The organism is Paenibacillus sp. FSL H8-0122 (genome assembly GCF_038005345.1).
Classification (GTDB): domain Bacteria; phylum Bacillota; class Bacilli; order Paenibacillales; family Paenibacillaceae; genus Paenibacillus_AQ.
In genome coordinates this window covers 87,180-108,959 of sequence record NZ_JBBOTB010000001.1, presented here as the reverse complement: position 1 = coordinate 108,959, position 21,780 = coordinate 87,180, and the positions used below count along the sequence as shown (strand labels likewise).

Below are 21,780 nucleotides of genomic sequence, written 5' to 3'. Positions count from 1 at the left end.
AAATCTGCAATATAAATATCTTGCATAATCGGGCGAAAGTCAAATCATTATGTCGAATACAGACAATTCCTTATTCAGCGGATTACAGCAGCCCGTGAACCCGCCGCCAGACAGAGATCTCCCCAGCTCCCCACCTTAATGAATCCCTTGTTGCTATTTCAAGCTAAATCTTCTGCAGGTCTTCTCCGTAGAGCAGCCTTTTCACGGTTTCGGTGAACGCTTTCACCTGAAAGGGCTTGGTGATATATTCGGCAAAGCCCTTCTTCCGGGCCTTCTCAATATCCGAGCTTTGCGCAAACGCGCTCGTCGCCAGCACCGGAATATGACAAGTTGCCTGATCCTGCCGCAGTATTTCCAGAGCTTCATACCCGTTAAGTCCGGGAAGCCCGATGTCCAGGATAATCAGATCCGGCAGAGCTTCCCGCGCTATTTGCAGTCCAAGCTCTGCCGTTTCAGCCTTCAGCAGCAATACGGAGGGCAGATTTCTTTTGAAGATATGGTGTACTAAGGCCATATTGAGCTGATTATCTTCTACATATAATACCGTCCACTTACACTCCTCCATCCAGCTTATCCTCCTAAAAAGTCTCAGCACCCCTAACGGCAGATGGGCAGAAAATAAAAAAACCGAAGAAAGGGACTATTCCCCCTTCTTCGGCTCATGTTCGGCTCATTTACATGTCCGACTCATTTCCACCTCATATATGGTTAGACTTCAGTGAAAAGTATAGGCTATCACGCTGGTATCTTTGTCGAAATCCCAATCCACATAAATATCCGCCAGCTCTTTGCCAAGCATCTGGGCTATAGTGGTGGTATCATCCAAGTAACGCTTCTCCATCTTGCGCTTGGTAGTCTTAAGCGTATTCTCATAGCCGAGGCCAATCAATTCCTTCTCCAAAGGAATCATGATACCCTCACGCTTAATAATTAGAATGCGGGGTCCCAGCCACCAGGAGTCCGTATGGACCGGTTCCTTCTGGACCTTCCTAGTTACTTCGTTAATCTGGAGATGGACTTCCTCGCGCCCGGCATAATCATCAATCGGTACGTCGTCATTCTTGATGAGCGCCACGATCATCCCCGATGCGTTATGAATGCCCCAATCATAAAAAAGCTCGCCGACCTCAATAGCCATGCTCTCCTTCAGGTACGCTGCAAGCTCGGGAAGCAGGGACTTCATCAGAAGCTCCCGTGTATAACGAAACGCCTGTTCTTCTTCCTTATTCAATAAAAACCTCTCCACAGGTCCGATGAAATTACGGATATGCAGTGCTATACATTGCTCCCCGATAGAGGCATGTATCGATTCAGGTCCCTTCCCGAAGCGTTCCCGCAGTAGCCTTCCTGTGAAACTGGAAAGTTGGCTAGTAAGTTCTGTAGTGCTCATTCAATTTCCTCCAGCATAATATTGTAGTGTCTGTGTGTAGATTTGGGGAGACGCTCCGCCTGCTGAAGAAACGGTTCGTTCAACTTAGTATAATCGGTAGCCGCCCAGTTCGTATATATTAAAATAATTTATATTTTTCTGCAGCAGCTTAGCCTGCTTCTATATGTATCGGCGTGCTCCTAGTATTGCCCAAATTATGTCATATTACTTAGACACGGCCGAAACGTACAAGAACATGCACCCGTCAGTCAGAAGCGAATATATTCAAAAAGGTGTTCCGCTGCCGGCATGGCTGCGGAACACCTGTGAATTCACTTGCCTATCTCTTGCTGCTTGCCGCGGTAAGCTTCGGTGAAGACCTCGAAGAACGGTGTCGTGTCCCGCTCTGCCATCGTGTCCTCCGCCCCCGGATTCCAGCCGATCTCCTTCCGCCAGCTGCCCAGCCGGCCGGATTCAATCAGCTCCTGCTCATCCGGGTTCGCAGACTTATCTGCCTGTGGTGCCACATACAATGCATCGACAGGACAATAAGCTTCGCACATGAAGCAGGTCTGGCAATCCTCCTGGCGGGCAATGACGGCAAGCTTGCCCTCCATCGCGAAGACATTCGTCGGACAGACCTTCACGCACAGCCTGCAGCCGATGCAGCGGTCCTGGCTAACCAGCTCAATCATATGGCCCGCTCCTCTCCCGGAATCCGCAGCTCATGGGCATGAGGCACACTTTCCGTGCGGATACCGATCGTATTAACGCCGGAGAGAATCAGGCGGTGGGTCTGGCGCGGGTCCAGCGCCGGATACTCGGCCAGGCGCTGCAGGCCGCGGCTCTCCTTGCGGGCCAGCGCAGCGGTGTAGATCCAACGGCCGACATTCAGCATAGCGGCCGCTTCACGTGACTGCACGATGCCCTGAACCGTGGCAGGCACCTGCCCGCCCAGCTCGGGCATCAGGCGGTTCAGGCACTGCAGGGCGGCAGCGACTACGGGCTCGCTGCGGAAGTAATTGATCCGCAGCGGCAGGATCTCCTGCTGGACCGCCGCGATCAGCGGCTTCGCGTCCAGCGTCCGTGAGGTGCCGGCGCCAGCCGGCATGCCGTAGCGGCCCGCCGCGCGGAGCATCCGGCGCTCCGCCGGATGCGGCTGCTGCAGAACGTGCCGCGCCGCGCTTCGTCCTGCCCAGCTGCCGCTGCAGATGGCCCAGGATGCATTGTAGGCGCCGCCGCCGGAGATGGCGCCGGTCACTTTCTCGCGGGAGGCGGCGTCGCCTGCCGCATACAGCCCCGGCACCGAGGTTTCACACCCGGGGCCGGTCAGGCGCAGGCCGCCCGTGCCGCGCATCGTGCCTTCATAGCGGAGCGTAAGCGGAAATTTATCCTTGAACGGATTAATCCCCGCCCGCTCCAGCGGCATGAAGAAGATCGGGTGGGCATTGCGGAGGAATTCCTGCTTCTCCTTCGTATCAGCCAAATCCAGAGAAGCATAGACCGGGCCCTTCATCATCAGCTCGGGAATGCTGCCAAAGGTGCGGTCGCCCCGGTGCAGCGGCCTTCCCGCAGCATCATACAGCGTGGCCCAGGCCAGCATCCGCCCGCGGGTTACCGTTCCGTCCGCGAAGCTCGGAGCATATTGCCGGGTGAATTCCATACCCGACAGCTCGGCACCGGCTTCGGCTGACATCAGCAGCCCTTCACCGGTAAGCACATTACAGCCCAGCCCCTTGCTGAGGAAGGCGCAGCCGCCCGTAGCCATAATCACCGCATTCGCCTTCACTTCCCAGCTCTCTCCGGTCAGGCGGTTGATTCCGCGGGCGCCACCCACGCCGTGCTGATCATGGAGCAGCTCCAGTGCCGGCGATTGATCCCAGATGCGCACTCCCGCCTTGCGCACCACTCTGCGCATAATCTTCATGTATTCGGGGCCATGCAGATGCGTCCGCAGCGGCCTGCCCTCCTCATCCTTCGGGAAGGGATACCCCCATTCCTCTACCAGCTGCAGATTCTGCTCGACCTGATCCAGCACACGGTGTATCCAGGCATTCTCCGAGAGATAGCCGCCGGCCTTAAGTCTGTCCTGCACGGCCTGTTCCCGCAGCTCTGCCACCGGCGGAATCACCAGCAGCGTCGTTCCCCCCGGCGCGGTAGCCCCGCTTGTTCCGAGATATCCCTTATCGGCCAGGATCACTTTCGCTCCCTGAGAAGCTGCACTCCATGCCGCCCATGCTCCGGCCGGGCCTCCACCCAGCACTAGAACATCTGTTGTAGCCTGCTGTTGCTGCGGCATTCCGCTTCCTCCTCTTCATGGTTCTTTGAAATGTAGAAATAAGATCAGGCCAGCTTCTCCTGCAAAAATGCTATCGTCGAAGTGACAGCCTCATTCAGCGCAGAGGTGGAGCCTTCGTACGGATCTACCGTGCCGAAGGTATGATCTGCACCCCGGATGCTCAGGTACCGGTGCTGCGGCGCTTGTTCCCTGAAGCCGGCATGCTGCTGCAGCAGGGCATCACGGTCCTGATCACCCTGAATCAGCAGCGCAGCAGCCGATACTCTGCTGAGCGCTTCCTCCAGATTGAAACGCTCCTTATTCCGCAGCTGATCCTCCCGGACCGCCTGCTCCTGCGGCGTAAGCGCCGCAGGACCTTCACCCTGCCGAGGCTGCGGTGCAGCACCGCCGTTCCAGACTACCAGCGCCTTCACCTCAGGATGCTCTGCCGCGAACAGGATGTTGCTCCCGCCTGCACGGCTATGCCCCAGAACCGCTATCCGCTCCGTGTCGGCTAGCCCGGCAAGCGGCAGCCTGCCTTCAAGCAGGCTATGGAGCAACTGCTCCAGATCCGCCAGCTCCCTGCTCAGCGTGGCCGCTTCGGCTGCTTCCTCCGGGCTGATCCCGTCAGCATCACGGGCAGCGATACGCGAGAAATTGAAGCTTACGGTGTAGAACCCGCTTCCGGCAATTCTGCCGGAGACCTCCGGCCAGAACGCCCAATCTTTATGCCCTCTGAAGCCATGGCTGATCAGGAGTACGGGCTTCGTTGCCGTCCCCGCAGGGAGCCGTACCTCACCTTCCAGATACAGCCCATTCTCCAGCGGCAGCTTGAAATGTTCAAAAGTTAAGGTTTCATGAGACATCGGCATTCCCTCCGTTTCCCTATGTTGAATTACTTGAGCTGCCAATCGCTGATATTGAAATCCTTCTTGGCCAGCTTCTCATCGACGAGGAAGTTCTTGGTGCCCTCCAGCAGCTTAATACCGTCATCTGTGAAGGCTGTATCCTTGATATCACTGATTGGATTGACCTGCTTCGCGAGTTCCGGGGTGGTATCTCCGATCTCAGCCAGGAATGCATAATATTCATCTTCATGCTGCTTCAGGTCGGCCAGTGCCTTCTCCCGGGCCGCATTCCAGACCTTGGGGAAATCCGGGAATTTCGCAAGGTACTCCTCTGACACTACGGTAGCGCTGCTACCGAGCAGATCCGGATGCTGCGAGGCATCATCCAAATGGGTGTACCCCTGCTCAATCTGCTTAAGCGCTGCCACACCGTTATTGGTGGTCGCGTCTACATCGCCGCGGGCCAGTGCTGCGCTTGCATCGGGAATCAGCATGTGAACCAGCTTATAATCAGTTACGCCCTCCTGCTTCAGCAAGCCGACTACATAACGGTGCATAAACGAACCTTTTTGGATGGCAATCGTCTTGCCCTTCAGCTCCTGCACCGTCTTCGGCCCGTCCTTCTTGCCGATCAGATAACCGACTGTATGCGCTGAAGTCTGGGCGATCAGCCGGGTCTTGGCTCCTGAGGCGTAGGCGATAATCGCCGGGGTATCCCCGAGGCTGCCGAAATCAAGTCTTCCGCTGATTAAGGATTCCGTCTGATCCGGCCCGTTCGGGAAGCCTGTCAGTTTGACTTCGGTAATTCCGTATGGTTTCAGCTCTTCCTGAATAATACCCTTGTAAAGGCCCCAGCCTTCCGCGCCTCCCGGCAGATTCAGCTTATTGGAGCCAATGAATCCGTAATTCAGCACGGCCGGAACATTGCTTGAAGCCTTATCGCCAGCCGCTTCAGCGGTATTGGTACCTCCACTGCCTGCTGCTGAGCTGCTGCTCCCCGTATTATTACCGCAAGCCTGCAGTACCAGCATGATCATCACCATACCTGTAATCAGCGTGAGGCGTCCCCTTTTGCTCCATATACCTGTAATCTCTCTGTACAATCTGCTCATTGCTGTATTCTCCCCTCAGTCGTCTACTGGATGTTGTTATCGCATATCAGAAATCAGAATCCTGCCCGCGCCGCCAGCTTAACCATGAAGTCATGACTAGCCACCGGCTGTCTGCCCTTGCCCCAGCCTACCTTCTCGCGGTAGCCTCCAAGCAGGCCTTGCTCCTCCAGCTCTGCCTCTGTAATCCCGGTAATTCCCTCGGAATCCGGAGCAACATACAGCGCATCCACCGGACAATACAGCTCACACATGAAGCAGGTCTGGCAGTCGCTCTGCCGGGCGATAACAGGAATTCCATTATCTACCCGGTCGAATACATTGGTCGGGCAGACGGATACGCATTGGTTGCATTCTACACACCGGTCAGCGCTGATGACTTCAATCACAACAATACACTCTCCTTCGCTACCTCTTCAGTCTTCACCCATACCTGATCCAGTCCGCCGCTAATCAAGCGGTGATGCTGGCTGTCATCACTTCCCTTGAAGTCCTCCCGTTTATGCATTCCCCTGGTTTCGGTGCGGGCCAATGCGGAGCTGTACATCCAGCGTGCCGTTGCCGTCATCGCTTCGGCTTCACGCGCCTTCATACCTTCCGGCGTACGCTGGATTTCCCGGCTGCGCTGCTCCTTCCATAGTCCGTCCAGACGTTCCAGCGAAGAGGCCAGCCCCTGCTCTGTACGGAACAGATTAATATCGTACGGTTTGACTTCTGCCTGCACAGCCTCCACATATTCTGCGGTTCTGGCCGCCGCTCCCGCCTTCACTTCCTGGTGAACCAGCGGTGAAGAGGATAACCCGACGGGTGTGCGGTGATCCGCATGCCGCCCGAGTCCGGCTGCATAGGCTGCCGCCCCTTCTCCGGCGAAGGAGCCGGAAGACATTGCCCAGGCGGCATTATGGCTGCCACCTCCGGTGAATCCGCCGCAGATCAGCTCCCGGGTAGCCGCATCCCCTGCGGCATATAACCCTGGAACACCCGTGCCGCAATTCTCGTCTGTAATCCGGATGCCGCCTGTCCCCCGGACGGTCCCCTCCAGCCGCAGAGTTACCGGGAAGAGGTCCTTGAAGGGATTGATCCCCCGCCGGTCAAACGGCAGGAAGAAGTTGGTCTGCGCCACCCGCAGCAGCGGCTGCAAGGCCTCGTCGGCTCCGTCAAGCTTCGCGAACACCTGGCGGCCCGCCAGCAGATTCCTGGCAATGACCGAACGGCCCTTCTTGGAGCCCGCTCCTTCCACCACACTACCGTCCTCATAATAGAAGCTGGCATAGCTGTAATACGCGGTCTTCGTCACAGAGGAGAAGGTCGGGCAGATCGCATAGGCGTTGGAGAACTCCATGCCGGACAGGCTCGCCCCTGCTTCCGCAGCGAATAAGTAACCATCACCCGTCAGGACGTTGCAGCCCAGCGCCTTACTGAGGAAAGCGCAGCCCCCGGTAGCGATAACCACCGCCCCGGCATGCACACTCCAAGCTTCTCCGTTCTGGGTCTGCACGCCGGCCGCTCCGGCTACCCCGTGCTCATCGGCGAGCAGCTCCAGCACGGGACTGTGGTCCAGAATCTTCACACCTGCCTTCTTCACCAGCTTACGCATCAGACGCATATATTCAGGTCCCTGCAGGCCCCGCCGGTATGGATTGCCTTCCTCATCCACCGGGAACGGATAGCCGCTGACGCCCAGTCTGTTCATATTCTCATAGGTACGGTCCAGCACCCGGTCCATCCAGCGGTGCTCCGCCAGCTTACCGCCCATAGCATAACGGCTGGCCTTCGCCGACTCGCGCAGCTCTGCCTCCGGCTTCACATACCAGACCCCGGTGCCCGACGGGGCCGTTGCACCGCTGGAGCCGCAGTAGCCCTTATCGGCCAGAATCACCTTCACTCCCTTGGCTGCGGCTGTAAGTGCCGCCCATGTTCCTGCCGGGCCCCCGCCGATGACCAGTACATCTGCTGTCAGTTTCAATGCTTCCTTCAGTGCCGGTTGGTTCATGTTGTTTCCCCCTTGGTTTCATTAGCGTTAGCGTTGCATTAGCCCGTCTTTAACCTTGGTAGCTGTCACGCCAGTGCAGGAATTTGCGTTCGATGACGCGGAATAGAGAATCGATTAGCTTGCCGACCACGGCGAAAATAAGTATTCCGACAAAAATAACTGCCGTATTGGAATTCTGCTTCGCTTCATTAATGAGAAATCCAACCCCGGACTGTGATCCGATCAGTTCAGCAACCACCAGACCGATCCAGGCCACAGCCATCGACAAGCGCAGTCCCAGGAGAATGCCGGGCAGCGCAGCCGGCAGGATCAGCCGCCGCAGCTTCTGCAGCGGACTGAAGCCGAGCACCCGGGCCACTTCGAACAGCTTGTTGTCCACTCCCCGGATGCCCATGAAGGTATTAATATAGAGCGGGAAGAAGGAGCCGCTCATAATAATAACCACCTTCGAAATCTCCCCGAAGCCAAACCACAGAATAATTAGCGGGGCAATCGCCAGATGCGGAACCAGCCGCAGAATCTGAACACTCGGGTCCAGCAGATAGGCAGCGCTGCGGAACAGGCCGGTTAATGTCCCCAGCAGCAGGCCGAGAATCCCCCCAATCAGGAATCCGGTGCCCGCCCGTCCGATGCTGACGCCCAGATGATGGAGGAGCTCCCCCCTAACGGCCAGATCCGCAAATGCGGAGAGGATCGTCAGCGGTGCCGGAAGGAACTCCGGCGAGATCCAGCCTGCGCTCCCGGCAAGCTGCCATACGGCTAGTACCGCAAAGGGAATCACTGCTCCGGCTCCCCAGTCATACAGAAGCTTTTTCCAGAGTACAGAATCTGTCTCTGTCTTGTTGTTAGCCGTAGTAATTGAAGCAGTTCCGCTATAATCACGGGCTTCCCTTACGCCCTTGGCTGTCTTGATTATGGCTTCTATCCCTTCACTCATGCTGTTCTTCCCCCCTATCCCTGATAACTGTCCCGCCACCGGAGCAGACGCTGTTCGATCAGGCGGACAATCGTGTCACTCAGCAGTCCGACAGCGGCAAATACAATAATTCCGACAAATACAACCGGCGTATCGGCAAACTGGCGGGCATCCGACATCATGTAGCCAATCCCCGAGGTAGAAGCAATAAGCTCCGCAACCACCAGTCCCAGCCAGGAGAGTCCCAGCGACAAACGTACGCCGAGCATAATATTCGGCACCGCCGCAGGCAGCACCAGCCTTACAATCTGCTTCCCTCTGCTGAAGCCAAGCACTCTGGCTACCTCAAACAGCTTGTTATCCGTCCCGCGTATACCCATGAAGGTATTGATGTAGACCGGGAAAAACGCCCCTTTGGCAATCAGCAGCACCTTGGATTCTTCGCCGATGCCGAACCAGAGAATGAACAGCGGCACTACGGCAAGGCTCGGAATCATCCGGATCATTTGCAGCGAGGGGTCCAGCAGCTTCTCCGACCGGCGGAATAATCCGACCAGTATGCCAAAGAACAGGCCGAGCCCGCCGCCAAGCAGAAATCCTGATAATGCCCGCACGACACTGATTCTGAGGTTGCTCCATAAATCTCCGGTAGACGCCAGCGTAATGAACGACTGGACAATCGTATAAGGTGTCGGGAACAGCATCTCCGAGATCACTCCGTAATGGCCCAGAATCTGCCACAGGATCAGCACCCCTGCCGGAAGCAGCAGCCCCAGACCGGCAATGACCACTTTTCCGGGTCCATCAGGCCGTCCTGTTCTTCCGGCATTCCCTGCCGCTACAGTCCGCTCTGCCATGACTGTCCCTCCTTGAGAATTATTTAATATATTCGCATGGATTAAGTCGGATATAAGTCGGCACATCCCCTCACTTTTCCACAGTAAGAATCTGTATCCACTCTATATTCCGGCTCCGTCCTTCAATTCAAGCTCCTCTACCTTCTCAAAGTAATTCAAAACCTTCAGCCGCAGCTCCTGAAAGGAGGTTGTCGTTTTGGTGCGCGGATACGGCAGGTCTATGGGAACGATCTTGCGGATTCGTCCGGGTCGGGGCTCCAGAATCACCACCCGATTCCCCAGGAACACGGCTTCATCAATATCATGTGTCACCAATATCATCGTCGTCCGGTTCCGCCGCCAAATGTCGAGCAGCACCGACTGCATATGCGCCCGGGTAAAAGCATCCAGCGCACCAAAGGGCTCATCCAGCAGCAGAACCTTGGGACTGCGCAGCAGCGCCCGGGCAATCGCTACCCGCTGGGCCATCCCACCCGACAGCTCACGGGGATAGGACTTCTCGAAGCCGCCGAGCTTCACCAGCTCAATCAGTTCATCTACCCGCTGCCGGATATCCGGCCTGCCCAGCGGCAGATCCGAGGCAATATTCTTCTCTACCGTAAGCCAGGGAAACAAGCGGTGCTCCTGAAAAATAAACCCCTTATCGATTCCCGGCCCGCTGATCGCTGCTCCCTCCAGAGTAACACTGCCGGTATAGCCGGTATCCAGACCGGCAATGATGCGGAGCAGGGTACTTTTGCCGCAGCCGCTGGGTCCAATCACCGTGATGAACTCGCCCTCCTGCACCTCCAGCTCAACATCCTCCAGCGCCTGCACCTTACCTCCAGCGGCATCAAAGTGCTTATTCAGTGCTGTGATAGACAACAAAGCCTCTCCCATATCTGCTCCTCCTTCTGGCTGAACTCCCTTAGTAACAAAAAACAGAGGAACCTCGCGCAGCAATCACGCAGGCACCTCTGTATGTACAGTCGGTAAAATATAATCCAAAGTAAATTGATTGGAATTTGTAAATTTAAAATATCATCCATTAGATGATCTGTCAATAAAAATACATAATATCCGAGCGGATTAATTTGATTTGATGCTGACATCCTTTTGAAATTATGAAACAGCAACTAGGAAGCAGCCCATCTTAATGGGATAATCGCAAACTTCCACTCATATACTTACAATTAGTAAGTAATTATGATATACTAGGCTATATCCTTGCACTAACGGACAAGCTTACAAGTAACTGCTGCTCAATATTCTGGATTATAAGGGGTCTGTACCATGAACAATCAAGGGAATACACAAGCTAATGCGCAAGCAAATACACAAGCTGATGCTCAAGAAAAAGAAGCATGCCTGCCGGAGTTTGAATTCGGCATTTATACATTAGGCGATATTGTTACCGACTGCCATACAGGGCAGCGGATCAGCCCCTCCCAACGCCTGCAGGAAGTCATTGCAGCCGCGAAGCTGGCCGATGAAGCCGGGCTCGATGTATTCGGCGTAGGCGAGCATCACCGGCTGGATTTCGTAATCTCATCGGTGCCCGTTGTCCTGGCAGCTATTGCCCAGGTTACACAGCGGATCAAGCTCACCAGCGCTACGACCGTGCTAAGCACCATTGATCCGGTCCGTGTCTTCGAGGATTTCGCCACCCTGGACCTCTTGTCGGGCGGCCGGGCCGAGATCATTGCCGGACGCGGCGCTTTCCTGGAATCCTTCCCGCTGTTCGGCTACGAGCTAGAGGATTACAAGCAGCTGTTCAGCGAGAATCTCGACCTGCTGCTCACACTGAACCAGCATGAAGTCATGAACTGGAAGGGTAAATTCCGCTCCCCGCTGCATAACGCCGAGATCGCTCCACGTCCGCTGCAGCAGAGGCTGCCGCTCTCGGTCGGCATCGGCGGCTCAGCCGAAAGTGCCGAGAAGGCCGGGTCCCTTGGCATCGGCATGGCTATCGCTATCCTGAGCGGCAGCCCGGAGCCCTTTCAGAATCTGGCCGGCACCTACCGCCGCGCCGGGGCTGCCGCCGGCCACCAGCCGGAGGACCTGAAGATCGCCATCACCAGCCACGGCTACATCGCCAAGACCTCACAGCAGGCACTCGATGAGTATTACCCTTATTACTACAGCTACCGTAATAGCATCAGCCCGCGTCCCGGTCAGGAGTACCGGATCTCCCGCAGCGACTTCGGCCGGTTCACCTCGCCGGACAACACCCTGGCCGTGGGCAGCCCGCAGCAGATTATTGAGAAGATTCTCTATCAGCATGAGCTGTTCGGCCATAACCGCTTCATGACCCAGCTCGACATCGGCGGTCTCCCCTACCCCAAGGTAGCCGCCGCCATCGAGCTGCTCGCCACCGAGGTCGCCCCGGTGGTGCGCCGCGAGGTTGCGAAGAAGCAGCGCGGAATTTCCTCCGCGCAATAAACCTGTACTGAGGCCGCCCGGTTAATGGGCGGCTTCTTTTGGCGGGAGCAGGTGCACTAGTGCTCCTCATTTCCGCTCACCGCCCACTTTCTGCGGAATCGGGTGCATTAGTGCACCTTAATCTCCTCCTTTAGCTACCTTTTGCCGGAATCTGGTGCACTTCTGCTCCTCATTTGCTCATTTAACCAACTTCTACTCGATTCAGGTGCACTTATGCACCTGATTTTCTCATTCAACTAACTTGCCCTCCCCCGTCCCCGCCCACTTTCAGCGCCACCAAGGGGATTTTTCCCTTTCATTTCCCCATCCCGCCCACTTTCAGCGCCACTAAGGGGATTTATCCCTTTCATTTCCTCATCCAGCCCACTTTTCAGCGCCACCAAAGGGATTTATCCCTTTCATTTCCCCTATCCAGCCCACTTCCAGCGCCACCAAGGGGATTTATCCCTTTCATTCCCCGTCCAGCCCACTTTCAGCTCCACCAATGGGATTTTTCCCTTTCATTTCCTCATCCAGCCCACTTTCAGCGCCACCAATGGGATTTATCCCTTTCATTTGCTCTTCCAGCCCACTTTCAGCGCCGCCAAGGGGATTTATCTCTTTCATTTTCCCTATCCCTATCCCCTTCACCCTCTAATCCACCCCGCAGCACTCAGCCCGCTTCCGGCGGAGTTCACATATCACCCTAATTCCTTATATTAGTTTAAATTCAAGACCAGGCAGACGGAGGATGTCACGGATGAGCAGGCGCATCAGGAGAGCGCATAACCTAAGTGGGCGGCGGCCGTTCGTTCCTTCATTCGTTCGTCGTTCCGCCATTCGTTCAAAGGACAAAAAAGCCCCCAGCGATTGCTGGGGACCTGTTCAATAGTATGATTTAGCCAATGTTCAGGCAAATGAAGGCTTGTTATTATCCACTTTACCGCTGACCAGCTTCTTGTACTCGTCGTCGCCACCCTCCACGGATGGTGCCAAATACACGCTTGGCGCCGAGGGCGTAAGCTTGGAGCCGGATTTGCGTCTGGAGCGGCCTTTGCCTCCCGCGCTGTTGCCGTCACCGCTTGCAGACCGGCGGACAGTACTGGATACACTAACGGCATTCTTCATATTCTTCATCCTGTTAGTCCCCTCCCACTAAATGATTGACGGTGCGGAACAAATCCCGGTTATAGGCCACGACTGCTGTAATATCCTCTGCCGATAATCGCTGACTTCCCGAGAAGTGCACGGACAGCACATGGTTCTCCCCTAAAGGATAGCATAGGATATATACCTCCGCAACTTCCGTACGCTGTAAAAAAGTCCATTCTTTTGTCAGAAAGGCATCCAGCACCCCCGGCTTCACGCTCCCGTCCTCGAAGGCGGCGAACGGATACATCTGCCCGCGTCCCACATTGCCGCCGACCTGCTTCAGGCCTGCTTCCGCTTCGGCCCGCCACATGGCGGCTCCGATGACCCGGCAATCCTCCGGGGGCAGGAATGAATTGCGGACGGCTTCGCTCAGTGCCTGATATTTCTCGGCTGCCTGCGGTGGCGTCACATTATTATTATATTGCCAAAAGAAGTGAAGGATACTTTCTTTTCGCCTAAGCTCTGCCCGCAGCTGCAGCAGCTCTACAGCCGGGTCGTGGTACATCCCCTGCGCCTGAATACTGTCGATGATCTTGCCGCAGCTCACATCCACCGCCGCTGTAACATTGTCATGCTGCCACTCATATTCCAGCGGGGTTAGTCCCGACAGATCCGACAGCAGATGATACTCTTCCACATTCTCACCCGGGATCAGGTCACTACGGGCGGGTACCTGATCCGGCAGCAGGCAGAAGACCCGGCCGCGCCGCAGCCGCGCCCAGAACAGGCCCATTTCGAACTGGGTGTTGTCCCGGGTCACATAATAATATTTACCCCTAATCCGGGCTACATCATCCGGCGAGAACACAAAGACGGCAAAATCGCTGATATCCAGATTCCGCTCCAGCGCTTCCATGGTGTATTCATTCGGCCGGAAAGCAGCGGCATACCACGGATGAACCTCGGCGGTCCGCTTCAGCTGTTCGTGGATAGCTCTGGCATAGCGGATAGATTCTCTGGAAGAACCAATGAATAATCTAGGTCTGATCACGGCGGCACTCCTTTGTCTGTTTCCCCAATATGTAATAATTATACAGACATTTCCTGCCAACGAATAGGGCTTAGAGCGATATTGGGCAGCAGCAATGGAATGTAACTAGCAGCGTTGTTAGCGGTATTCAGAGCAATTATTTATCTTCAATTTTAAATTTTCGGTATTCTCCGGCCGATGAAACGGGTAATAGAAGTTTATCTCTCCGGGAAATGAGGATTTATTTGTATGCGACTAAAATTACATACTGCAGTCCTGTCAGCCTGTCTGCTGACTTCATCCATACTGGCACCTGTCCTGCCGTCTTCCACAGCTTACGCTTCAACGGCCTACTCGGCCAAAGTGTACGCCAGCTCCCTGAATGTACGCAGTGAGCCTGCTGCAAGCGCCGCCGTCACAGGCACTCTGGCTGGCGGTGCCACTGTTACCGTCACCGAAGAGCAGCATGGCTGGCTCAAGGTCCGGGCCGGCTCTGTCTCCGGCTGGGTAGCCGGTTATTATCTGAAGCGCACCAGTGGAAGCTCCAGCACCTCTGCCAGCTCCTCCGCCTCCAAGGCATCCGCCAAGTCGGCTGTGAAGACCTCAGCGGTCTCCAGCGGAACGGCTGTCGTTACAGCTTCTTCCCTGCGCATGCGGGGAGGTCCGGGAACCGGCCACGAGGTCGTGGGATCGCTGCAATCCGGCAATAAGGTGACCATTCTGCTCCGCCAGGGGGAATGGTCGCGGGTCCGTACAGCCGGAGGAACCGTCGGCTGGGTATCCTCCCAGTATCTGTCGGGCGGAGCCGTCCGCAGCGCAAGCACAGTCAGCTCGAATAGCCAGACTCCGAGTGTCGTACGGAAATCCGGCAGCATCCGGGGCAAGCTGATCATAGTGGACCCTGGCCACGGCGGCACCGATCCGGGCATGCTCGGGACAACCTATAACACGATGGAGAAGGATCTGACGCTCCAGACCTCCCTGTATCTGCGGGATTATCTGACCGCCAAGGGAGCCAGAGTAGAGATGACCCGGACCCGCGGGGAGCAGAAGCCTGCGCTCTCCCAGCGGGTGCAGCTTGGACGGCAGCTCGGTGCGGATGCTTTTGTCAGCATCCATTATAATTCATCGCCGAAGAATGTCTCCGGCACGCTGACCTTCTTCTATTCGCAGCAGAATGATCTGCGGCTGGCCCGGGCCGTGGAGACCCGGCTGGGTGAGGGCATCGGCCTGCGCAGCAACGGTCTCTCCTTCGGCGACTATCATATTCTGCGGGAGAATCCGCTGCCGGCTACCCTTGTAGAGCTGGGCTTCCTGTCGAACCCGTACGACGAAGCGATTGTGCGCAAGGCGGCTTATCAGCGGAAGGCGGCTCAGGCGGTCGCTGAGGGAGTGGCCGATTATTTCAACAAGTAGAGAGGAATCAGAGGCTGATCTCCCGGATGTTAAGCTCCGTTCTTTTGCTGAGGTCGATATATTCATCCCCGATACGGATCAGCGGAGTCTCGATATCATGCGGGTTCAAGTAGACAATCTCGCCGACCCGGCCATCGGTTAGAACCACTTCACGCCCAACTGACCGCTTCACGATATTTTCCAGAAAAACGGTTACAATATGCGGGTCCAGCGCACCGAAGCTGCCTCTTCTCATCTGATCGACAATCATATGAAACGGCGTCGGTTCATGATACGGACGTTTGCTGGACATCGCATGAAAAATATCCGCCACGGCCACAATTTTGCTGTACGGATCGATCTGTTCGTCCTTCAGGCCCAGCGGATATCCCTTGCCGTCATTTCGCTCATGATGCTGAAGCGCCACCAGGGCAATGCGTGAATTGGCTCCGGTGGTTTCTTTGAGAATCTCGTAGCCGTAGACCGTGTGCTTCTTCACCTGGCTGAATTCCTCGTCCGTCAGCTTGCCGGGCTTATTCAGCAGCTCTGAGGGGACCTTCAGCTTGCCGATGTCATGCAGAGTTGCCGCCATGGAGAGCACGGACAGCTCCGCTTCACTCATCTCCAGCCATCTGCCGATCAGGGTAGAGAGCACTGCAACGCCGATGTTGTGCTCATATGTATAATCATCCTTGCCCTGCACCGAATGGAACAAGGCGAAGATATCCGGGTTGCGTGAGATCTCCTGGATGACCGGAAGCACCTCCTTGCGGATATCCGCCAGCGGGATTTTGCGGGAGATCCGGTAGGATTCGAATAATTCCTTGGACAGGTCCACTGTACTGTTGACCATCTTCTGATAGGAGGGCGCCTGGTCAGCCTCATCTGCAAAAAGAATGTCGAACCTGTCGATTTTTTGTTTGCGGATAAGCTCCAGATGCTCGGCATTCAGTCTGCTTCCCGCCGGAATTACAGTCACTCCGTAGGCATTAATCAGGTCATTCTTAATCGTTCTTCCCAGATCATTGTCCATACTATCCAGCCCTCCCCAATAACCGCAGCTATGTATTTATTGCCCATATAGCTATTATCGGTTGCAGGCCGGGAAATCCTGACAGGCAGTCAACGAACCTTACATACTCAGGCTTCTTCCTCCTGCTTGCGGTATTCTCTTGGCGTGATTCCGGCGTTTTTTTTGAAGACACGGCTGAAATACTTCTCATCCTCATAACCCACCAGCTCCGCGATCTGCGACAGCCGCAGATTCGTATTCTGAAGCAGCGTCTTCGCCTTCTCCACCCGGAGGCCGGTCAGATAATCCGACAGATTCTCCCCGGTGATCTGCTTGAACTTGCGAGATACATTCTCCCTGCTGATGAAAAAGCGTTCCGCAATATGCTGCAGCGTCATCTCCTGCGCATAGTTCCGGTCCAGGTACTCCCTGATCTCCTGGACGAGCCGGCTATCCGGCGTCTGCGGACTGCCCTTGGACAAGTGGTGAAGCAGCGATTTCAGCCGGCACTGCCAGTTCTCCACCGAGAACAGCCCTTCAGCGTCATAACAGCGCTCCAGGCTAATCTCTGCCTCCGGCCGCCAGCGCTTCAGAACGTCCAGCATCTCCGTCTGCTGATGCAGCAGAACGCGCTCTGTTAGCAGCGGCAGCCCGGCCAGATGTCCGGCCCACTCCTCCGCCACCCGCTCCATCCGCTCCAGATCGCCGGACAAGACGGCGACTCTAAGCTTGTCCAGCCTTTCTTCCAGGCCGTAGTCGTTTGCAGGTCCACGCCCGTCCTCACGCTTCCTGAAGGGATGAATGCGCCCGTCCCGCTGCAATAGATTCCGCTCCGCAAGCGCCTGGCCTGCCTGTTCAAAAGCAGACCGCAGCCCCTCCGGCAACGGGTTCACCGGACTAAGCCCGATATCCAGCTGAACGCCGAACGCCCGGCGGATGGCTTCATTCATGCGGGTAAGCATCTCCTCCGCCTGCACTACAGCACTCCACAGCAGAACTACAAGCTCGCCCCCGCCCTGCCAGTTGCGGAAGGCGTAGCCGCTCTGGCCCTCTGCCATCACTTCATTGCAGACATTGGCCAGCACGAAGGCTGTCAAGGCCACATCTCCATGGAATCTCCGCAGCAGATGGCAATCTGCGCCTTGCAGCGGGATGACGGCGATCCTGCATTCCTGCGCCCCAATCGGCATCCCCAGCTCTTCACAGAGGGCCAGCTTCAGCTCATGGAAGGAGGCCTGTCCGCTTACCAGATCGGACAGCATCTTATCCCAGAAGAGCGGACGCAGTGCGTTCAGCTGCATATTCTGGCGCTGACGCCGCTTCCGTTCCGCCTCCTCCTCCATCCACAGCTTGAAGGCATGCTCCGCAGAGGCAATCAGCTGCTTGCTGTTCAGCGGCTTCAGCAGATAATCCGTACCGCCATATACGATAGCCGGCTTCACATAATTGAAATCCTGATACCCGCTGATGACAATCGTCTTCGTATGCGGATAATGACGGTGCAGCCATTCCAGCAGCTCCGCCCCGTCCATCAGCGGCATCCGCATATCCGTGAAGACGACGGCCGGCTGATGCTCCTGCATGATCCGTATCGCCTCCTGCCCGTTGGTCGCCTCATAGATCCCGGAGATATTATAGCTGTCCCACGGAACAAAGTAACGGATGGCCTCCCGCACATGCTTCTCATCATCTACAATCAGCACCTTCATCTCAGCCGCTCCTTCAAGAAATAGTCTCTATTCGCAAAAGCCGCCGGAATTAACCGCCGATCTCCTCCAGCGGAATAATCAGCGTAACGGTAAGCCCCTGGCCGTCTTCATTATTCTTAAGCTGCATCTCCGCTGCGCTGCCGTACTGGAGCCGCAGGCGGGCCAGCACATTGTACAGGCCGATCTCCTCCTGGCCTTGCTGGCTGCTGCCTCTGAGGCAGGCCGTAATCTCCTCCAGCCGCTCCGGGCTCATGCCCCGGCCGTTATCCTTCACGGCAAGCACCAGGCTGGCCGCCTCTTCCAGCCTGCACTCTATCCGGATCAGCCCCCCGCTTATGCCGTCAGCGAAGGCATGCTTGAAGATATTCTCCACAATCGGCTGCAGGATCATCTTCGGCAGGATCAGCTCCAGAGCCTCCGGTCCCGCTTCCACCTCCAGCCGCAGATTCTCTTCGCCGAACCGCTCCGTCTGCAGAATCATATAGTTCTGCACATGCTCAATCTCGTCACGCAGCGGTACCCGGGTACGCTCGGTATTCATCGAATAACGCATCATGCTGCCCAAGGAATAGATGAGATCATACACCTTCGGCGCATTATAGCGCAAGGACAGGCTGGCGATGGATTGCAGCGCATTGTAGAGAAAATGCGGGTTCACCTGGGCCTGGAGCGCCTTCAGCTGATTCGTCTTGTTCGCCAGCTCCAGCCGGTATTCCTTAACGATCAGTTCATTGATCGTACGGGTCATGCCAGTGATCTTGCGGGTGAGGAGCCCGAACTCGTCCTCCCGCTCAGCTTCCATATGCGCATCCAGCTGGCCGGTCTGCACCTTCTGGGTGAAGTGAATCAGCTTCTTGATCGGACGGGTGAAGCCGATGGAGATCAGCACGGCACTGATGCCCCCGATCAGCAGGAACAGCAGTCCGATGCCCATATTGAACCGGGTAATTACCCTTGCATCTGTGTAGAGATCCTCATAGGGCACCAGCTTGATAATGCTTCCGCTGAACAAAGGGTCCTTGATCTGCTTGTACATTACAATCCCCTGGAAGCCGTCCTTCTTCCAGGCGAAATGCCCGCTGTCCTGCTCTGCGGGCAGACGGCTCCAGCCCGCTGTGACCGGCTTCCCGATCCAGCCCGGGCCAGAGGCGAACAGCGCCTCGCCTTGCTCATTCAGCACATACAGGCGTTCTGTGTCCGAATTGTACATCGATTCCACGATGCCCTTCAGCTCCTCCAGCCTGTAATCAATCGACAGATCCGCCAGTACGCTGTCACTGGGGGTCCGGTAGATCGGAAAATGGGCGGTAAAGACCGGCACACTCCCCGGCTTAAGATTCGGGAAGCCGGACTTCACCCCGTATTGATGATCCATGTGCGTCACTTCGAGATAAGGGCGGTACGTCCCTGCGGCATGGCCGTTCGCGGCGTAGTCTCCGTTATCCTCGCGGCGGAAGTATCCCTTAAGCAGGAGGTTAGACTGCCTGGCAGCCCTCACGTACAGATGAATCTGATACGTATTGCGGTCGGAGAGAAACAGATTGTACAGCTGGGTGGAGATGATGGCCCGGGTGTCCGGCAGAATCGTGCCGGGCGGGGCCTGGGCAGCGCTTTTGGCGGTAAGCAGGGTGGTATAGAAGGAGCTGGGAACATTGATCCCGCTGTAGAGCGACATCGCCTGCTGGTTCATGCCGCTGAAATAACTCCGGAGATTCGCCTCCCCCAGCGTCAGCAGCTTCGTATTCTGCTTCACGGACTGGTCCGTAACCGACTGCCTCGTATAGAGATAAGAGAAGGTCACAGAGATGCCTGACGGGATCACTGACGCCAGCAGCACTAAGGCCATCAGCCGTGTCCGGATGCTGTTCTTGAACATGGGGGAACCTCCTACAAGTTGTGTGAGCCGTATGGCCTGCAATATAATCCACTTTTCCCGGCATGAAATGAAGTGTTAGCGGTGGCCCGGGCTTTCTATAATCAAGCTGTGAACCCGTAGTTATCTTACCCTAAGGAGAATCCATATGAGAAAAACTCTGCGTATGCAGCGCGGCTGGGGACAGCAAATCGTATTTCTCGGCCCCTGTCTGCTCTTTTTCCTGACCATTGTGGTCACCCCGTTCTTCCTCGGCTTCTACTATTCCTCCACGGACTGGAACGGGCTGGATCTGGACAAAGCGGTTTGGACCGGCGCGGCCAACTGGAAACGGATTTTCATGAATGACGATAAGTTCTGGGAGTCCCTGGTGTTCACCCTGCGCTTCACCGTGATCTCAGTGGTCGCTGCCAACGTGCTTGCGCTGCTGCTGGCCTTCATTCTAATGACTACGCTGAAGACGAAGAAGCTGCTCCGTACCGTCTTTTTCATGCCCAATGTGATCGGCGGCATTCTGCTCGGCTACATCTGGCAGTTCATCTTCACCAAGGGCTTCGCTACGATCGGCGAGCTGACCGGGATTTCGTTCTTCCAGCTGCCCTGGCTGGGCACGCCAAGCACCGGGTTCTGGGGTCTGGTCATTGTGTTCGTCTGGCAGACGGCCGGTTATATGATGGTCATCTATATTGCCGGGCTGGCCGGGATTCCGAAGGATCTCATTGAAGCGGCCCGCATAGACGGTGCACGCGCTCCGCAGCTGTTCAAGAGCGTCTACATCCCGCTGATTATGCCGGCGATCACCATCTGCTTGTTCCTGACGACCTCCAATGCCTTCAAAATGTTCGACCTCAACCTGTCGCTGACCAAAGGCGGACCGGGCACCTCGACCCAGTCGCTGGCCTATAACATTTATGCGGAGGCATTGATCAACAACCGGTATGGCCTGGGTACAGCCAAAGCGCTGCTCTTCTTCGCCGCCGTCTCCCTGATCACCGTCACCCAGGTCTGGCTTACCAAACGAAAAGAGGTGTCCGCCTAATGAACAGCAGCCGCTACCGCCCGGGCAACTTCGTCCTCGAAATTGCCGCCATTCTGCTGGCTATTGTCTTCCTGTCGCCGTTCTATCTGGTTCTGAGTAATTCGGTTAAAGGGCTGAAGGACATCCTGATCGATGCCGCTTCCTGGCCGCAGGTGTTCCACTGGAGTAACTATTCCAAGGTATGGGATGCCATTAACTTCCCGCAGGCCTTCTTCAATTCTCTGCAAATTACGATTCTCAGTGTAATCTTCATCGTCCTGTTCAGCTCGATGGCCGCTTATCAGATTGTGCGCAAGCCGACGCGCTTCAATGCCTTCGTGTTCCTGCTGCTGGTCTCGGCGATGATCATTCCGTTCCAGTCGCTCATGCTGCAATTGGTCCGGGTGACCAGCCTGCTGGAGCTGCGCGGCGAGCTGTACGGCATTGTGGCCTGTTATCTAGGCTTCGGGATGCCGCTGTCGGTCTTCCTGTTCCACGGGTTCATCAAGACGGTGCCCTTTGAGCTGGAGGAAGCCGCGCGGGTGGACGGCTCGAATCCTTACGGCGTGTTCTTCCGGATCGTCTTCCCGCTGCTGCTGCCGATTATTGTAACCGTCATTATCCTGAATACGCTATGGATCTGGAATGACTATCTGCTGCCTGTCCTGGTGATCGGCGGGAATAAGGATCTGACGACCCTGCCCGTAGCTGTGACCAAGTTCTTCGGTCAGTACACCAAGAAGTGGGATCTGGCCCTTGCGGGTCTCGTCATGGCGATCACGCCTATTCTCTTGTTCTTCCTGTCACTCCAGCGTTATATTGTGGAAGGCGTGACGGCAGGCTCCATTAAGGGATGATCTTAGGGCAGGCTTCCCTCCGCA

21 protein-coding genes are annotated in these 21,780 nt (G+C 56.1%); 4 read left to right on the top strand and 17 right to left on the bottom strand.

The window, feature by feature from the left end; translation table 11 throughout:
* Positions 1-163: 163 nt before the first annotated feature.
* The 11 genes from NSS64_RS00600 to NSS64_RS00545 form a co-directional block, all read right to left on the bottom strand.
* A complete protein-coding gene (locus tag NSS64_RS00600) occupies positions 164-565 on the bottom strand; it encodes a response regulator (RefSeq protein ID WP_340937905.1) in 402 nt (133 codons plus the stop codon).
* A gap of 150 nt (positions 566-715) precedes the next feature.
* Complete coding sequence (locus NSS64_RS00595; protein WP_340994531.1) at positions 716-1,390, bottom strand: Na-translocating system protein MpsC family protein; 675 nt, start codon at positions 1,388-1,390, stop codon at positions 716-718.
* Positions 1,391-1,701: 311 nt separating this feature from the next.
* Positions 1,702-2,064 carry a 4Fe-4S dicluster domain-containing protein gene (locus NSS64_RS00585; protein ID WP_209876726.1) on the bottom strand — a complete coding sequence of 121 codons (363 nt, stop codon included), beginning with the start codon at positions 2,062-2,064 and terminating at the stop codon, positions 1,702-1,704.
* Positions 2,061-3,668: an FAD-binding protein gene (locus NSS64_RS00580; protein WP_341138882.1), complete on the bottom strand. Its 1,608-nt coding sequence runs from the start codon at positions 3,666-3,668 to the stop codon at positions 2,061-2,063. Before NSS64_RS00580 ends, NSS64_RS00585 begins: the two co-directional genes overlap by 4 nt.
* Positions 3,669-3,712: 44 nt before the next feature.
* Positions 3,713-4,513 (bottom strand): alpha/beta hydrolase family protein, encoded by an 801-nt coding sequence (locus NSS64_RS00575; protein WP_341138881.1) that lies wholly within the window; start codon positions 4,511-4,513, stop codon positions 3,713-3,715.
* Positions 4,514-4,542: 29 nt separating this feature from the next.
* Positions 4,543-5,607 carry an ABC transporter substrate-binding protein gene (locus NSS64_RS00570; protein ID WP_341138880.1) on the bottom strand — a complete coding sequence of 355 codons (1,065 nt, stop codon included), beginning with the start codon at positions 5,605-5,607 and terminating at the stop codon, positions 4,543-4,545.
* Between the two features lie 53 nt (positions 5,608-5,660).
* On the bottom strand, positions 5,661-5,993 hold the full coding sequence (locus NSS64_RS00565) for a ferredoxin family protein (RefSeq protein WP_340937898.1): 333 nt from the start codon (positions 5,991-5,993) through the stop codon (positions 5,661-5,663).
* Positions 5,990-7,597, bottom strand: coding sequence for an FAD-binding protein (locus NSS64_RS00560; protein WP_341138879.1), 1,608 nt, complete (start codon positions 7,595-7,597; stop codon positions 5,990-5,992). Before NSS64_RS00560 ends, NSS64_RS00565 begins: the two co-directional genes overlap by 4 nt.
* A gap of 49 nt (positions 7,598-7,646) precedes the next feature.
* On the bottom strand, positions 7,647-8,534 hold the full coding sequence (locus NSS64_RS00555; RefSeq protein ID WP_341138878.1) for an ABC transporter permease: 888 nt from the start codon (positions 8,532-8,534) through the stop codon (positions 7,647-7,649).
* Between the two features lie 14 nt (positions 8,535-8,548).
* Positions 8,549-9,370, bottom strand: a complete 822-nt coding sequence (locus NSS64_RS00550) for an ABC transporter permease (protein WP_341138877.1) — start codon at positions 9,368-9,370, stop codon at positions 8,549-8,551.
* Positions 9,371-9,472: 102 nt separating this feature from the next.
* Positions 9,473-10,249, bottom strand: coding sequence for an ABC transporter ATP-binding protein (locus NSS64_RS00545; protein WP_341138876.1), 777 nt, complete (start codon positions 10,247-10,249; stop codon positions 9,473-9,475).
* Between the two features lie 393 nt (positions 10,250-10,642).
* Between NSS64_RS00545 and NSS64_RS00540 the strand changes: the two genes are divergently transcribed.
* Complete coding sequence (locus tag NSS64_RS00540; protein WP_341138875.1) at positions 10,643-11,791, top strand: LLM class flavin-dependent oxidoreductase; 1,149 nt, start codon at positions 10,643-10,645, stop codon at positions 11,789-11,791.
* Between the two features lie 450 nt (positions 11,792-12,241).
* Here the strand turns inward: NSS64_RS00540 and NSS64_RS00535 are convergent, their stop codons facing one another.
* The 3 genes from NSS64_RS00535 to NSS64_RS00525 all read right to left on the bottom strand — a co-directional run bounded on the left by NSS64_RS00535 (position 12,242) and on the right by NSS64_RS00525 (position 13,913).
* Positions 12,242-12,421: a hypothetical protein gene (locus NSS64_RS00535; protein WP_341138874.1), complete on the bottom strand. Its 180-nt coding sequence runs from the start codon at positions 12,419-12,421 to the stop codon at positions 12,242-12,244.
* A gap of 258 nt (positions 12,422-12,679) precedes the next feature.
* Positions 12,680-12,907, bottom strand: a complete 228-nt coding sequence (locus NSS64_RS00530; protein ID WP_341138873.1) for a hypothetical protein — start codon at positions 12,905-12,907, stop codon at positions 12,680-12,682.
* A gap of 4 nt (positions 12,908-12,911) precedes the next feature.
* Entirely contained in the window at positions 12,912-13,913 is a 1,002-nt protein-coding gene (locus tag NSS64_RS00525) for a TIR domain-containing protein (RefSeq protein ID WP_340937883.1), read from the bottom strand.
* 228 nt (positions 13,914-14,141) lie between these two features.
* Here NSS64_RS00525 and NSS64_RS00520 point away from each other — a divergent pair, with 228 nt between their 5' ends.
* Complete coding sequence (locus NSS64_RS00520) at positions 14,142-15,308, top strand: N-acetylmuramoyl-L-alanine amidase (RefSeq protein WP_341138872.1); 1,167 nt, start codon at positions 14,142-14,144, stop codon at positions 15,306-15,308.
* Between the two features lie 7 nt (positions 15,309-15,315).
* Here the strand turns inward: NSS64_RS00520 and NSS64_RS00515 are convergent, their stop codons facing one another.
* The 3 genes from NSS64_RS00515 to NSS64_RS00505 all read right to left on the bottom strand — a co-directional run bounded on the left by NSS64_RS00515 (position 15,316) and on the right by NSS64_RS00505 (position 19,884).
* Positions 15,316-16,320: an HD-GYP domain-containing protein gene (locus tag NSS64_RS00515; RefSeq protein ID WP_341138871.1), complete on the bottom strand. Its 1,005-nt coding sequence runs from the start codon at positions 16,318-16,320 to the stop codon at positions 15,316-15,318.
* 107 nt (positions 16,321-16,427) lie between these two features.
* The gene (locus NSS64_RS00510) at positions 16,428-18,008 is read right to left on the bottom strand and encodes a response regulator (protein ID WP_341138870.1); all 1,581 of its coding nucleotides are present in this window, start codon (positions 18,006-18,008) and stop codon (positions 16,428-16,430) included.
* A 49-nt stretch (positions 18,009-18,057) separates the two neighbouring features.
* Positions 18,058-19,884: a sensor histidine kinase gene (locus tag NSS64_RS00505; protein ID WP_341138869.1), complete on the bottom strand. Its 1,827-nt coding sequence runs from the start codon at positions 19,882-19,884 to the stop codon at positions 18,058-18,060.
* Between the two features lie 145 nt (positions 19,885-20,029).
* Here NSS64_RS00505 and NSS64_RS00500 point away from each other — a divergent pair, with 145 nt between their 5' ends.
* Together NSS64_RS00500 and NSS64_RS00495 are read left to right on the top strand one after the other, a co-directional pair.
* Positions 20,030-20,920, top strand: coding sequence for a carbohydrate ABC transporter permease (locus tag NSS64_RS00500; protein ID WP_209876702.1), 891 nt, complete (start codon positions 20,030-20,032; stop codon positions 20,918-20,920).
* The gene (locus NSS64_RS00495) at positions 20,920-21,756 is read left to right on the top strand and encodes a carbohydrate ABC transporter permease (RefSeq protein ID WP_341138868.1); all 837 of its coding nucleotides are present in this window, start codon (positions 20,920-20,922) and stop codon (positions 21,754-21,756) included. Before NSS64_RS00500 ends, NSS64_RS00495 begins: the two co-directional genes overlap by 1 nt.
* The last annotated feature ends 24 nt before the right edge of the window (positions 21,757-21,780 follow it).